The 13409-nt window shown below is 55.9% G+C and carries 11 protein-coding genes; 3 read left to right on the plus strand and 8 right to left on the minus strand.

The annotated features are described in order from the left end of the window. Positions 1-10: 10 nt before the first annotated feature. Positions 11-1276, minus strand: coding sequence for a DUF2130 domain-containing protein (locus ACR0IU_RS12405; protein WP_480688817.1), 1266 nt, complete (start codon positions 1274-1276; stop codon positions 11-13). A 520-nt stretch (positions 1277-1796) separates the two neighbouring features. Beyond that, positions 1797-4079: an adenosylcobalamin-dependent ribonucleoside-diphosphate reductase gene (locus tag ACR0IU_RS12410; RefSeq protein WP_480716461.1), complete on the minus strand. Its 2283-nt coding sequence runs from the start codon at positions 4077-4079 to the stop codon at positions 1797-1799. A gap of 114 nt (positions 4080-4193) precedes the next feature. On the opposite strand from ACR0IU_RS12410, the gene ACR0IU_RS12415 reads away from it, so the two are divergent. Further along, complete coding sequence (locus ACR0IU_RS12415) at positions 4194-4625, plus strand: DUF1489 family protein (RefSeq protein WP_170543240.1); 432 nt, start codon at positions 4194-4196, stop codon at positions 4623-4625. Here ACR0IU_RS12415 and hisG read toward each other — a convergent pair. From hisG to hisS, 3 genes are read right to left on the minus strand one after another with little or no spacing between them, the layout of a single operon-like run. Continuing rightward, positions 4622-5311: an ATP phosphoribosyltransferase gene (gene hisG / locus ACR0IU_RS12420; RefSeq protein ID WP_480716462.1), complete on the minus strand. Its 690-nt coding sequence runs from the start codon at positions 5309-5311 to the stop codon at positions 4622-4624. The genes ACR0IU_RS12415 and hisG overlap by 4 nt on opposite strands. Continuing rightward, positions 5308-6396: an ATP phosphoribosyltransferase regulatory subunit gene (locus ACR0IU_RS12425; RefSeq protein ID WP_170476681.1), complete on the minus strand. Its 1089-nt coding sequence runs from the start codon at positions 6394-6396 to the stop codon at positions 5308-5310. The genes hisG and ACR0IU_RS12425 overlap by 4 nt, the downstream gene beginning before the upstream one ends. A gap of 3 nt (positions 6397-6399) precedes the next feature. Further along, positions 6400-7887, minus strand: a complete 1488-nt coding sequence (gene hisS / locus ACR0IU_RS12430) for a histidine--tRNA ligase (RefSeq protein ID WP_480716463.1) — start codon at positions 7885-7887, stop codon at positions 6400-6402. Positions 7888-8012: 125 nt separating this feature from the next. Between hisS and ACR0IU_RS12435 the strand changes: the two genes are divergently transcribed. Together ACR0IU_RS12435 and ACR0IU_RS12440 are read left to right on the plus strand one after the other, a co-directional pair. Continuing rightward, positions 8013-8207 (plus strand): SlyX family protein, encoded by a 195-nt coding sequence (locus ACR0IU_RS12435; protein ID WP_480716464.1) that lies wholly within the window; start codon positions 8013-8015, stop codon positions 8205-8207. 10 nt (positions 8208-8217) lie between these two features. After that, positions 8218-8904: an imm11 family protein gene (locus ACR0IU_RS12440; protein WP_480716465.1), complete on the plus strand. Its 687-nt coding sequence runs from the start codon at positions 8218-8220 to the stop codon at positions 8902-8904. A 23-nt stretch (positions 8905-8927) separates the two neighbouring features. Here ACR0IU_RS12440 and ACR0IU_RS12445 read toward each other — a convergent pair whose 3' ends face one another. The 3 genes from ACR0IU_RS12445 to dnaE form a co-directional block, all read right to left on the minus strand. After that, a complete protein-coding gene (locus tag ACR0IU_RS12445; protein ID WP_010443295.1) occupies positions 8928-9299 on the minus strand; it encodes a hypothetical protein in 372 nt (123 codons plus the stop codon). Between the two features lie 2 nt (positions 9300-9301). Beyond that, positions 9302-9511, minus strand: a complete 210-nt coding sequence (locus ACR0IU_RS12450) for a YMGG-like glycine zipper-containing protein (RefSeq protein WP_010443296.1) — start codon at positions 9509-9511, stop codon at positions 9302-9304. An 86-nt stretch (positions 9512-9597) separates the two neighbouring features. Further along, positions 9598-13098: a DNA polymerase III subunit alpha gene (dnaE, locus tag ACR0IU_RS12455; protein WP_480716466.1), complete on the minus strand. Its 3501-nt coding sequence runs from the start codon at positions 13096-13098 to the stop codon at positions 9598-9600. Positions 13099-13409: the final 311 nt, after the last annotated feature.

A 13409-nucleotide genomic window follows, 5' to 3' on the forward strand; every position in this document is an offset into this window, starting at 1 on the left:
CCTGCTTCTTCTATTCGTCTTCTGCCTCAAGTAACGGCAACTCCAACCCATCGATCTCTTGTATTGCGCGCCCGGCTATTCCTTGCAGATCGCCATACATGCCGACAGTGCTTTCAATTACACTTTGAATTTGCGTCTCGCGCTTTGACCAAAGGCGCGTCATTGCTTTTCTCTCTCGATCCAAGTCGGCTTGCATATCTGAGAATTTTTCAACGATTGCTTCGACGCGATGTCTAAATCGAGGCCCAGTCAAATAATCATAGACAAGCTCCATTTTGGTTTCCTGACCCTCTTTGGCTTGTCGGCTCAAGGCTACCTCAACCAGTGTCTGCCTGAGAGCAATCGCAAGACCAGTGCTAAATCGTGGAGAACAAACCCAGACTCCATCCATTTGCCCGAAAGTCTCGATATCCTTAGGAAGAGCACGTGACACCAGAACAGAAATCTCCGCTTTTGCGGCACGTTGATCTCCTCGAAGTTTCGCTAACCAGCCATCGCTCCAGTTCTTTGTTCTCTTTGACTCCCAGAGAATTGAACCTGTTTTTATGCCGTTTGGAGCAACCACGGTTTGCAAGACGTCTCCGCCAAACTCTCCTTTTGGCACAGGTTCAATCTCATCATGAGGAAATTTTGCTGCAAGTTCTTGTTCAAGCTCTAGCTCCATTGCCTCACCTTGCAATTGCTGAGAACCTTGCTCAGCCTTGCGTCGCAATTCCTCGATTTGCCTCTGCATTGATTGTATCTGTTCTTCTTTTTCAGATACCTTGAGCTTTAACTCACCTTCTATCTCAGCCTTTGTTTTCTCCCGGACTTCAGAAATCGATTGCTGAACACGCTTCTCGACAGTCAAATCCAATTCACGTTTCTGTTCTTCCAGATGTCGCTCTTTCTTTAGCACATCTGCCTGCACCTTCTGAGCTTCAGCAAGCTTTTCGTTGCTGGATTTCAAAAATTCTTCCAACTCCTTCACTTCATTAGCTTTGGCGTCGAACTCAGATTTTAGAGCCACCTGGGCCTTTCGCTTCTCTTCTTCTGCGATCAACGCTCTTTGTTCTTTAATTCGCTCTTGAAGTTGATGATCCAGATTTTCTCTCGCCAGCTGGAGTTCATTCTCCTTCGCGTGAAGCGCCTGCTCGCGAGTCTGAAATTTCTGTTTTTGCTCCTGGAGCTTCCCTTCATACTCTGACCGAGTAGCCGCCAGCAACGGACCAGCTAGAGACTCGGTGAGCTTAATTTCAGTGCCGCAATTTGGGCATTCAATAACTGGCTCTTGCATCCAATGCTCCTTGATGAATTTTGTCTGGCGAAACACTAGGAACCATAGAATACGTGTACAACCATGCGGCATTGTAGCGCTTGCACAACAACTAATTCCATTCCCAAACGAATAACCTTCCGACCTAACTCTGTCCGTGCTTCTGACGTTGGTCAATGGGTTGATTTTCACCTGCGGCAAATGGCTGTTTGGTAAAGCCGCGCCGCAGCGATTGCAGGCCTTTAAAGGCTAGGACTGGGCCGCTCGCTTGGCTTCGCAAAGACCGTTTCCTGCGCAACTCGGACATCGACGGCAGTCTCAGTGTTGTCGCTTTCTGAAGGGTGTTGCCATCAATTCTCGTAAGACTTCTGCGTACACTCACAATCTCGCAAACTACAAGGCGCCGTTGATCAACGATCCGACGCCTTGTTTCCCAATAAATCGAGTTGTGGGCGCTAATGACCTTGTTTATGGGCGCCAAAACCACCGAAATGGGTTCGTATTGCCTGGCGGTTCAGCAGTTCAACTATGTACCCTGAATCTAACCGCATTTCGAATGGCCGCAACTTCTGCAGGTCATGCAGCCTTCGATCATCACCATGTCAAACTGACCACAGGACGGGCATGCTTTGCCGCGTGGAGTGTCGATATTGACAACTTGCGCCTGGGGGTCCGACTTTAGGCCCATTCCTTCACCTTCGAGAAATCCGATTACAACCATATGCTGCTCGATCACGCCACCGATTGCAGCAAGAATTGAGGGGATGTACTTGCCCTTGACCCAAGCCCCGCCGCGCGGATCAAAGACGGCTTTCAGTTCTTCTACAACAAACGAAACATCTCCGCCCCGTCGGAAAACGGCGGAAATCATCCGCGTCAGGGCCAGCGTCCAGGCATAGTGCTCCATGTTCTTCGAATTGATGAATACTTCGAACGGTCTACGACGACCACTGATGACAATGTCGTTGATCGTCAGATAGATCGCGTGTTCGCTGTCGGGCCATTTCAGCTTGTATGTCGACCCTTCCAGAGATTGCGGACGATCCAGCGGCTCTGACATATAGACAACTTCGCCGCCATCAACCTCCTGCGGCGCAGCGGCACTTTCACCTGGTGCTGTATCTGTACTCTCTGAGACGGTCAGAACGGAACCCGTCACATCGTTGGGGCGATAGGTCGTACAGCCTTTGCAGCCTTGATCCCAAGCCTGCATGTAGACATCCTTGAAGGCGTCAAAGCTTATATCTTCGGGGCAGTTGATGGTCTTCGAAATCGAGCTGTCGATCCACTTCTGCGCCGCGGCCTGCATCCTGACGTGATCAGACGGCGAGAGCGTTTGTGCGTTGACGAAATAGTCTGGCAGCTCCGTATTCCCGAACTTGTCGCGCCACATCTGGACGGCATAGTCGACTACTTCTTCTTCAGTGCGCGAACCGTCTTTCTGCAGCACCTTGCGCGTGTAAGCATAAGCAAAGACTGGCTCGATCCCTGATGAGACGTTCCCGGCATAAAGCGAGATCGTCCCCGTCGGCGCGATCGACGTCAGCAGAGCGTTGCGGATGCCGTGTTCGCGGATCGCATCGCGCACATCGTCATCCATCTGTTGCATCGTGCCACTGGCCAAATATTTCTCAGCATCGAACAAAGGAAACGCGCCTTTCTCCTTTGCCAAGTCCACCGACGCCAGATACGCAGCGCGGGCAATCGCGTGCAGCCAGCGCTCGGTTTGACGCGCCGCCTCGTCCGAGCCATAGCGCAGGCCCAACATCAGCAGTGCATCCGCCAGACCCGTCACGCCCAGCCCGATACGGCGTTTGTCCTGCGCTTCCGCCTCTTGTTCAACCAGCGGGAATTTCGACGCGTCGACCACGTTATCCATCATACGAACGGCGGTGGCGACCAGCTCTTGCAAAGCGTCCTCATCCAGATGCGCCGCATCCTCAAAGGGCTCGGCCACCAACCGTGCCAGATTGATCGAGCCCAACAGGCAAGCACCATAAGGTGGCAACGGCTGTTCGCCGCATGGATTGGTCGCAGCAATCGTCTCAACGTAACTGAGGTTGTTGGCCGTGTTGATGCGGTCGATGAAGATCACACCTGGCTCGGCATAGTCATAGGTCGCCTGCATGATCTTGTTCCACAGATCACGGGCCTGAACGGTGTGATATACTTTACCGTCAAACACCAGATCCCACGGGCCATCGGCTTTGACCGCTTCCATGAACGGATCCGTCACCAGAACCGACATGTTGAACATGCGTAGCCGTGCCGGGTCGGATTTGGCGGTGATGAACTGTTCGATATCCGGGTGGTCACAGCGCATGGTCGCCATCATCGCCCCACGGCGCGAGCCCGCGGACATGATCGTGCGACACATGGCGTCCCACACATCCATAAAGCTCAGCGGGCCAGATGCGTCGGCGGCTACACCTTTCACATCTGCACCGCGCGGGCGGATGGTAGAGAAATCGTAACCGATCCCCCCACCCTGCTGCATGGTTAGAGCAGCCTCTTTCAGCATATCGAAGATACCGCCCATGCTGTCGGGGATCGTGCCCATCACAAAGCAGTTGAACAGGGTCACTTGACGTGCGGTGCCCGCCCCAGCGGTGATGCGACCAGCAGGGAGGTATTTGAAATCCTCAAGCGCGGTGTAGAACTTTTCTTCCCAACGCGCCGGGTCCTGTTCCACCTGCGCCAGATCACGTGCAATTCGCCGCCAACTGTCCTCGACCGTCTGATCGATGGGTGTGCCATCCGCCTGTTTGAAGCGGTATTTCATGTCCCAGATCTGCTCGGCGATGGGGGCGGCAAAGCGGCTCATTGGTGATTCCCTGTGCTGAAAGAGGTATTCAGACTATCATCCACAATACCTTGATGACAATCGCGCATGAGCTACAATGGATAGATAGTCGATGAACGACTCTGTGGGAAAGCTGTGGATAAGTACGTAAACCTCATCAAACTTTCGGTCGGATCAGAAAGCGTCGACACGCTGATCGCATGGCAGGACAGCCGAAAACCTCTCTATGAGGACGGATGCCCGCGCCATGTCACACGTATGTGGCCCAAACGTGAATCCGAGATTTTGAATGGCGGATCAATCTATTGGGTGATCAAAGGAGTCGTCCAATGCCGTCAGCAGATTCTACGGTTGGACGAGGTGCGCGGTGAGGATGGAATCCGCCGCTGTGCCATCGTTCTCGACCCCGAGGTGCATCGCACGCAGAACGCTCTGAAACGCCCGTTCCAAGGCTGGCGCTATCTAAAACCCGAGGATACTCCGGCCGACTTGCCCAGAGGACGCGAGCAAGACGATGCCCTACCCGACGACCTGAACCGTGCCCTGGCGGATATCGGCGTGCTTTAGCGCAACCGATCCAGCAGGTCGTTCAGAATCGTCTTCTCGGATGCGTTATAGGTTGCCACCCGGCTGCGCCACAAAGTCGCTTGCGACTGCAAGATCAACCCATCTGATAGGATTTTCAGGTGGTTGGCCCGCAGAGTTTCGCCAGTTGACGTAATATCAGAAATCGCCTCGGCGGTTTCGTTCACCACCGTGCCCTCAGTCGCGCCCTGACTATCGACCAGCGTGTAGTCGGCCACGCCCGCATCGGTCAGAAATTCGCGAACCAAACGGTGGTACTTGGTGGCGATACGCAGCCGGTGCCCGTGCACCTTGCGGAAACTCGCAGCTGCCGCGTCCAGATCGTCCAACGTATCCACATCGACCCAGCAGGCAGGTGTTGCGATGATCAAGTCAGCCTTGCCGAACCCAAGCGGGGCGACCTCTTCGACCTGCTGTTCCCACCGCGGCAGTTTCTCTTGCACCAGATCAATCCCGGTCACACCCAGATGAACGCGCCCAGCGGCAAGCTCGCGCGGTATCTCCCCGGCGGATAGCAGGATCAGCGAGACGCCATCAATCCCCTCAACTTTGCCTGCATATTCCCGGTCCGATCCGCTGCGCGAAAGGGTGATGCCGCGCTTTTCAAACCACACGAAGGTCTTGTCCATCAATCGGCCCTTCGAGGGCACGCCCAGTTTCAGGCTCATTGCGCGGCCTCCTCGATTTCGAGCATCAGGTCTGGGCGGATCACGCCGCCAATAGCCGGAATTTCGGCCCCACCTCCCAATTGCCGGGTCAGCGCATCATAGCGCCCACCGGTTGCGACCGGTGGCAGATCAGGGCGGCCTTCGGCGTAAAAACCGAATACAAAACCGTCGTAATACTCCATCGAGGTTCTGCCATAAGACGCCTCAAAATCCAGTGTATTCACGTCCACGCCCCGCGCCTGCAGGGCTGCGATACGCGCTTCCAAACGATCCAGCGCGGGCGTGATCTGCGGCAGGTCAACCGCCACGTCGCGCAATTGTTCCAGCGCAAAAGGCATGGTTTCGCGCACATTCAGCAGTGTCTCCAAACCGGCCAGTTCATTGTCCGAGATCGGCGGCGCGGCGCGGTCTTCGCGTAGGGCTTCAATCCGGTCGAGGATTTCCGGCGCGCGGCGTTTACCGATCATGGGCACGTCAATCGCCAATGGGTCAGCTGCGTCAAGCAGAGCATCGCGACCCTCAAGGCCCGCTTTGCGCCCGGCGTATCGGTCCAGCAGAACGCGGAACCGGCGAGGCCGCCAGAGATGCCGCATCAGCGCGGCCTTGCGGCGGTCAGTTGTCTTCAGGCCCGCGACAGCGGCGATCAGAATGCCGATATCACCGGTCGCTGCCCGCAAGGGTAGCCCGCGTAGTTGCAGGGCAAACAGCGAAAAAACCTCGGCATCTGCCCCAGCAGGGTCTTCGCGATCAAAGACTTCGTAACCGACCTGGATATACTCATTAGCCCGGTCCGGATCGTGTTCCTGACGACGGAACACTTCGCCGGAATAGGTGTATCTTGCAGGTTCAGCCCCTTCGGACATGTGCATCTGCACCACTGGCAAGGTGAAGTCCGGGCGCAGCATCTGCTCACCTCGCAGCGCGTCCGAGGTCACATAGGCGCGCGCGCGGATATCCTCACCATAGAGGTCCAGCAGCGTACCCGCAGGTTGCAACAAAGGTGTGTCCACCACATGCGCACCCGCGGCCTCGAACCGGACGCGCATCATTGCGGCGCGGGCCTGTATCTGGGAACGATTGGGCATGGGTCAGTCCTGACTGTCCAAAATTTCGCGCACCTTTGCGATCAGATCTCCGCGCAGCACTTCAAACTGGCTGGGTCGTTCTTTCCATTCCTCAAGCGTGGCGCTTTCGGCAATCTTGGCGCCAAGAATCAGGTCCTTGATTTGCACAATTCCCTTGTCTTTTTCTTCACCACCTTCGATCACAGCGATCGGAGAGTTCCGTTTGTCTGCGTATTTCAGCTGGTTGCCAAAGTTCTTGGGGTTGCCCAGATACACCTCCGCCCGGATACCTGCATTGCGCAGCTCGGTTACCATGGCCTGATAGTCGGCCATCCGATCCCGATCCATGACGGTGACGACCACCGGACCGGTGGCTTGCGCTGCGATCCGACCCTTTTCGCGGAGCGCGGCCAGTAAGCGATCAACACCGATCGAAATACCCGTCGCAGGCACTTCCTGTCCGGTAAAACGCTTGACCAGATCGTCATAGCGACCACCGCCTGAGACCGACCCGAATTGCCGCTTGCGGCCTTTCTCGTCGAATATCTCGAAGGTCAGTTCGGCCTCATAAACCGGCCCAGTGTAGTAGCCGAGGCCACGGACAACCGAAGGATCAATCTCGATCCGGTCCGATCCATACCCACCCGCATCCAGCAGGGCACCGATCTGTTCCAGCTCAGCAATGCCATCCGCGCCAATCTTGCTGTCGCCCACGGCGGCGCGCAGGTTGGCCAGCGTACCAGCGGTGTCGGTAGCTTTCGAGGTCAGGAACGCGATCACAGGTTCGGCCTGATCATTGCTGAGACCAACACCATCAATGAACGCCCCAGAGGTATCCAGTCGGCCCTTGGTCAGCAGCTCTCGCACACCGGCCTCCCCGACCTTATCGAACTTATCGATAGTGCGCAGAACATTATCGCGGGCGGCCAAGTCTTCGCCCAGCCCCATCGCCTCAAGCACACCATTCAGGACCTTGCGGTTATTGACGCGCACAAGATAGTCACCACGTGGTATGCCGACGGTTTCCAGCGTGTCCGACAGCATCGCGCAAATCTCGGCATCCGCAGCCATCGAGGCCGTGCCCACCGTATCCGCATCACATTGATAAAACTGGCGATACCGCCCCGGCCCCGGCTTCTCGTTCCGCCAGACCGGACCCATCGCATAACGGCGATAAGGCGCCGGCAGATCGTTGCGGTGCTGCGCATAGACGCGGGCCAGAGGCGCAGTTAGGTCATAGCGCAGAGCCATCCAGTCGCCGTTACCGCCCTCGTCAAACTCCTGCCATGCAAACACGCCCTCGTTCGGGCGATCCACGTCCGGAAGAAACTTGCCCAGCGCTTCGACGGTCTCTACCGCGCTGCTCTCCAAGGCATCGAACCCGTAACGATGATAGACACCCGCAATCGTCCGCAGCATTTCAGTGCGCTGCGTGACTTCCTCGCCGAAATAGTCACGAAACCCTTTCGGCGTTACGGCCTTGGGGCGGGGCTGTTTCTTGGGCTTGGCCATGTGGGGCATCCTTGGGATTTAGTGTTCCGCGCGCGGTCTATCCCATGGCCCGCATCGGAGCAAGGCGGGGTTTCACTGGCATTGGGGTCATAGGGTCGCTAAGAGACGCCTATAAGGAGAGCCCCATGCAGCATCTGGAAGAGCAGATCGCCCATCTGACCCGCACGGTCGAAGAGCTGAACTCGGTCGTCACTAACCAACAGAGCGAGATCGAGCGCCTGACCCGTCGTGTCGAGATGTTACTGCAGCGCGAAGCCGAACGGGCGCAGGAAGGTTCAGGCGGAGTTGTGTTCGGCGACGAACGTCCGCCGCATTACTGAAGGCAAGCTGATGACGAGTGAGGACAGCAACGCGCAATGCGTTTGGATTGCCACGACGGTGAACAATATCAATGTCATAGAGGGTGTATCGCGCAGGGAATACACGGATAATTGGCGGAACAAACAATCAGCCGAAGACGTCGAATCGTCAAAGAGCATTCTCCGCCAAGCCTCTCAAAGCTGGAAACGCGGTGATCTGCTGACCAAAGAACAGGTTGGTAGCGTTTACCATTACAATTCTAAAGCCGAGTATTATACGGCTCCATTCATCAATGGCGGTGGCAAGCCTATGGTTTCCCAATCCGCCAAATCCGTTCTGGAACAGTTCGATCTGGGTGAGACGGTATTTCATCCGCTGACGTTGATGGATTCGACCGAAAACCATCTGACCACGTCCGAGCGGTATTACTTTCTGAACGTGTGCAACAAGCGATCCATGGGCAACTACGATGTGTTGGGCCCGGAAGGGGATGTTCGGTCACCACTTAGCAATCGCTACGGTCGAACCTACCTTCCAAGAAGCAATCAGGAATCCAAACTGGTAGTCATACCCGAAGCTTTGGGCGGACCGGACATTTGGCTGGATCCGAAAGTACCTAACCTCTTCTTTTTGTCCGACCGTCTCGTCTCAGGCCTGAAAGCGGCCCAGATGGACAAGGGCTGGGGCCTTGTGCGATGCCCGGTGGGCAGGCTTTAGCGCCCGCAAGACCAAGCGCTCGTTTACAACCCCAGCGTCGATTTCACCGCGTTATCAACCACCCCACCCAGAAGGGCGTTTTTGTCTGCGGCACAGCCCTCGGACAGAGCTGCGATGAAGGCTTCGCGCAGCTGCGCCTTTTCCTCGTCAGTGGCTGCATGATCCTCGATATTGATTTGACGATTGTAAAGCGAGAGGGCGGTCATCTTTCCAACAACGGCCACGACAAATTCTTCGTCGCCATCAGCCTCTTCAGCGATCGATGCGCATGTATAGTGCATCACGGGCAAGGCATCCTGCACCAATTGCTCTGCAGAATCGTCAGCCACAGCAAATGTCGGAAGGACAAAAAGCGCGGCACAGGCGGTGGATTTGATGGAATTTTTCAGCATCATGATCACTTCCAGTTATGTCCGATAATCGCCCCGGCGACACCGCCGACCGCGGCCCCCTTGCCGTCTCCAACTAAAGCACCGACGCCTGCACCAACCAGAGCGCCAGTAACAGTATTTTTCTTCTTGTCGTCCGCTTGAACGGCAGTGGCCAACGCCAAAGCACATGCCACCGCTAGGCTAAGTGATCTGAAATCAATACCTGAATTCGTCATTTCGGAACCCTCCTGTGAAATGACCCCTAAGGTTATTCAGTCAGCCTAGCTGGGCACATCGCTTAAGGCAACAATTCGGTTTGTGGTCAAACTTCCTCGATCTCCGAGATTCCCTCAAGCGATTTGAGGGCACCTTTGATCTGGGGATTGATCGCATAGTTTCGTCCCAGATCCAATTCGACCTCACCCGGCAAACCGGGATCAAGCAGGCAGACGTAAACTGGGCCTTTGGCAGCCCTTTTGGCGTTGCTATCTGCGTCTTCCAACACTTTCGCCATGCTTGGCAAAACCTTTGAATCTTCCACAAATACACGCAGGCCTGTGGCCCCAGCCTCGGCGACCACCACGTCGACCGGACCAACTGACCGACCCAACAGCTTGAGCTGATCCGCCTCCATCGTGGCTTCGGCGGTTAATACGACCTGAGCGCCGGTTTCCAGAAACTCTCGGGATTTCTCTAGTGTTTCTGAGAATAGCGTGACCTCGAATGCTCCGGTGGGGTCAGAGAGCTGAGCAAATGCGAACCGATTGCCACGCGCCGACTTTCGCTCTTGCCGTCCGGCGACGACACCAGCCATTTTTGCAATAAACGGACCAGAGCGCGCCTTTTCAGTCACCTGATCTAGTGTCAGCACCTGTTTACGCTTCAATGCAGGCATATAATCATCCAGCGGATGGCCGGACAGATAGAACCCGATGGCCTTGAATTCTTCGCTCAATCTCTCGGCAGGCAGCCAGTCTGGTGTGGGTGACAGCCGAGGTTCGGGCAGGTCATCTCCTGCCTCACCAAACAGCGACACCTGGTTTGAGTTTTTCTGATCGTGGATGGCGGCTGAATATTGCACCAGCGAGTCCAGGCTTTCAAACACGCGACGGCGGTTCTTGTCGAGTTCATCGAACGCACCGGCACGCGCCAGCATCTCTAGCGGGCGCTTGCCGACTTTTTTCAGATCAACACGGCGAGCAAAATCGAAGAGGTTCACAAATGGCTTGTCCGCGCGCCCATCGACAACGAGGTTCATCGCCTCAACACCCACGTTTTTCAGCGCACCCAGCGCATAGACCAGATGCCCTTCCACCACGTCAAACGTCGCCTGAGATCGGTTCACGCAGGGCGGCACATAGGGCAGTTCCAGCCCCTTTCGGACCTCTTCAAAATAGACAGCCAGCTTGTCGGTCAGATGGATATCGCAGTTCATGACGCCTGCCATGAACTCGACCGGATGGTTGGCCTTCAGCCAACCGGTCTGGTAGCTGACGACCGCATAGGCGGCAGCGTGGGATTTGTTGAAACCGTAGTTGGCGAACTTTTCCAGCAGGTCGAAGACCTCGGAGGCCTTCTTGGCATCCACGCCATTCTCACCTGCGCCCTTTTCGAATTTGGGGCGTTCGGCATCCATCGCCTCTTTAATCTTCTTGCCCATAGCGCGGCGCAGCAGGTCGGCACCGCCTAGGCTATACCCTGCCATGACCTGCGCGATCTGCATCACCTGCTCCTGATAGACGATGATGCCTTGGGTTTCCTCAAGGATATGGTCGATCAGAGGATGCACGGATTCGATTTTGCGCAGCCCGTTCTTGACCTCGCAATAGGTCGGGATGTTCTCCATCGGGCCGGGACGATAGAGCGCCACAAGGGCCACGATGTCCTCAATGCAGGTGGGTTTCATACGCTTGAGCGCATCCATCATGCCCGAGGATTCCACCTGGAACACCGCCACGGTCTTGGCCGCCGAGTAGAGTTTGTATGTCACCTCGTCATCCAGCGGGATGGCGTTGATCTGGTTTACCGCTCCTTCGGCAGGTTCATAGAGTTCCGTGCCGTCGGGCGCGATATGCAAATCCCGCCCAGACTTGAAGATCAAATCCATAGCATTCTGGATCACAGTCAGAGTCTTCAGGCCCAGAAAGTCGAATTTTACTAACCCGGCCTGTTCTACCCATTTCATGTTGAACTGGGTCGCGGGCATGTCCGAGCGCGGATCCTGATAGATCGGCACCAGTGCATCCAACGGACGGTCGCCAATCACCACACCAGCCGCGTGGGTTGAGGCGTTGCGCAGCAACCCTTCGACCTGCTGGCCGTAAGTTAAAAGGCGGTCGACAACTTCTTCGCTGCGTGCCTCTTCCCGTAGGCGCGGTTCATCCTTCAGCGCCTTCTCAATGGAAACGGGTTTGACGCCTTCGACCGGAATCATCTTGGACAGCCGATCCACCTGCCCGTAGGGCATTTGCAGGACCCGCCCGATATCACGCACGGCAGCTTTCGACAGGAGTGCACCGAAGGTGATAATCTGACCTACCTTGTCGCGCCCGTATTTTTGCTGCACATAGCGGATCACCTCTTCGCGGCGGTCCATGCAGAAATCGATATCAAAGTCTGGCATCGAGACCCGCTCGGGGTTCAGGAACCGTTCGAACAGCAGCGAATAACGTAGTGGGTCAAGGTCGGTAATCGTCAGCGCATAGGCCACCAGCGAGCCCGCACCCGAGCCACGTCCCGGGCCAACCGGGATGTCTTCATCCTTTGCCCACTGGATAAAGTCAGCAACGATCAGGAAATAACCCGGAAAGCCCATTCCTTCGATGATGTCGAGTTCGAAATTCAGACGCTCTTGATATTCTTCCGGTGTCACCGCATGCGGGATCACCGCCAGACGCTTCTGCAAGCCCTCATTCGCAATGCGGCGCAATTCTGCCACTTCGTCATCAGCAAATTTTGGCAGGATCGGATCGCGGCGATAGGCCATAAACGCGCAGCGCTTGGCGATCTCAATCGTGTTTTCAATCGCCTCGGGCAGATCGGCAAACAAGGTCACCATCTCTTGCTGCGACTTGAAATAGTGCTGTGCGGTCAGGCGGCGGCGGCCTTCCTGCTGGTCAACATAGGCACCTTCGGCGATGCAGATCAGCGCGTCATGCGCCTCGTACATGTCCGTGGTCGGGAAATAGACATCGTTTGTGGCGACCAGCGGCAGGTTCTTGGCATAAGCCATCTCGACATGACCGCGTTCGGTCAGGCGTTCGGCCTCGGGCTGACCATCTTCACCTGGGTGACGCTGAAGTTCGACATAAAGCCTGTCTGGGAACATCCCTGCTAGTCGATCCATCAGAGCCTCGGCCGCTGGGCGCTGGCCTTGTTGCAGCAACATCCCAACCGGCCCATCCGGCCCACCCGTCAAGCAGATCAAGCCGTCCGAGTGCTTTGACAATTCGTCTAATGTAACCTGCGGCAACTGCCCGCCCTTGTCCACGTAAAGGCACGAGCTGAGCTTCATCAGGTTTTCATAACCGACCTCGGATTGTGCCAGAAGAACCAAGGGCGCAGGCGCCTTCGGCTTCTCACCCGGCAGTGCTTGTACGTAGGTCAGATCAACTTGACAGCCCATAATCGGCTGAATGCCCGCCCCGCTGGCGGTCACGGCGAACTCCAGCGCCGAGAACATGGAATTGGTGTCGGTCACCGCAACGGCGGGCATTTCCATCTTCTCGCAAAGACCCGGCAGCTTTTTCAGCCGCACGGCACCTTCCAGCAGAGAATATTCGGTGTGAACGCGGAGGTGAATGAATCGGGGATGGCTGCTCATACCCGCAAGCTATCCCAGCAAACAGGGATGCAAAAGCAGGAACCCACCCCATGGATTCGGCAAAATAATCGCGCGGATTATTCGGATATTTCTGAAGGTGCTTCTGAACTCCCGCAAGCCCGATCCAAGAAAATACTTTAATTTCAGAGCACTGAACGATAGATAGATGCGGCAATTGACCACAATTCGCGCCATATGATGTATCACAGAGACAGTTTTTCTTGCCAGATCGCACAGCCTGTTTCTAACATCAGATGGCAAGCTACACGCCCGCCACTCTTTCTACGTCGCATCGAAGGAGAGCATCCAAA

This window comes from Ruegeria sp. CL5 (assembly GCF_056536485.1).

Bases quoted from the DNA above. Each gene is read 5' to 3' on its own strand.
- ACR0IU_RS12405 (WP_480688817.1), bottom strand. From the start codon at position 1,276: ATGCAAGAGCCAGTTATTGAATGCCCAAATTGCGGCACTGAAATTAAG.
- ACR0IU_RS12410 (WP_480716461.1), bottom strand. From the start codon at position 4,079: ATGAGCCGCTTTGCCGCCCCCATCGCCGAGCAGATCTGGGACATGAAA.
- hisG (WP_480716462.1), bottom strand. From the start codon at position 5,311: ATGAGCCTGAAACTGGGCGTGCCCTCGAAGGGCCGATTGATGGACAAG.
- ACR0IU_RS12425 (WP_170476681.1), bottom strand. From the start codon at position 6,396: ATGCCCAATCGTTCCCAGATACAGGCCCGCGCCGCAATGATGCGCGTC.
- hisS (WP_480716463.1), bottom strand. From the start codon at position 7,887: ATGGCCAAGCCCAAGAAACAGCCCCGCCCCAAGGCCGTAACGCCGAAA.
- ACR0IU_RS12435 (WP_480716464.1), top strand. From the start codon at position 8,013: ATGCAGCATCTGGAAGAGCAGATCGCCCATCTGACCCGCACGGTCGAA.
- ACR0IU_RS12440 (WP_480716465.1), top strand. From the start codon at position 8,218: ATGACGAGTGAGGACAGCAACGCGCAATGCGTTTGGATTGCCACGACG.
- ACR0IU_RS12445 (WP_010443295.1), bottom strand. From the start codon at position 9,299: ATGATGCTGAAAAATTCCATCAAATCCACCGCCTGTGCCGCGCTTTTT.
- ACR0IU_RS12450 (WP_010443296.1), bottom strand. From the start codon at position 9,511: ATGACGAATTCAGGTATTGATTTCAGATCACTTAGCCTAGCGGTGGCA.
- dnaE (WP_480716466.1), bottom strand. From the start codon at position 13,098: ATGAGCAGCCATCCCCGATTCATTCACCTCCGCGTTCACACCGAATAT.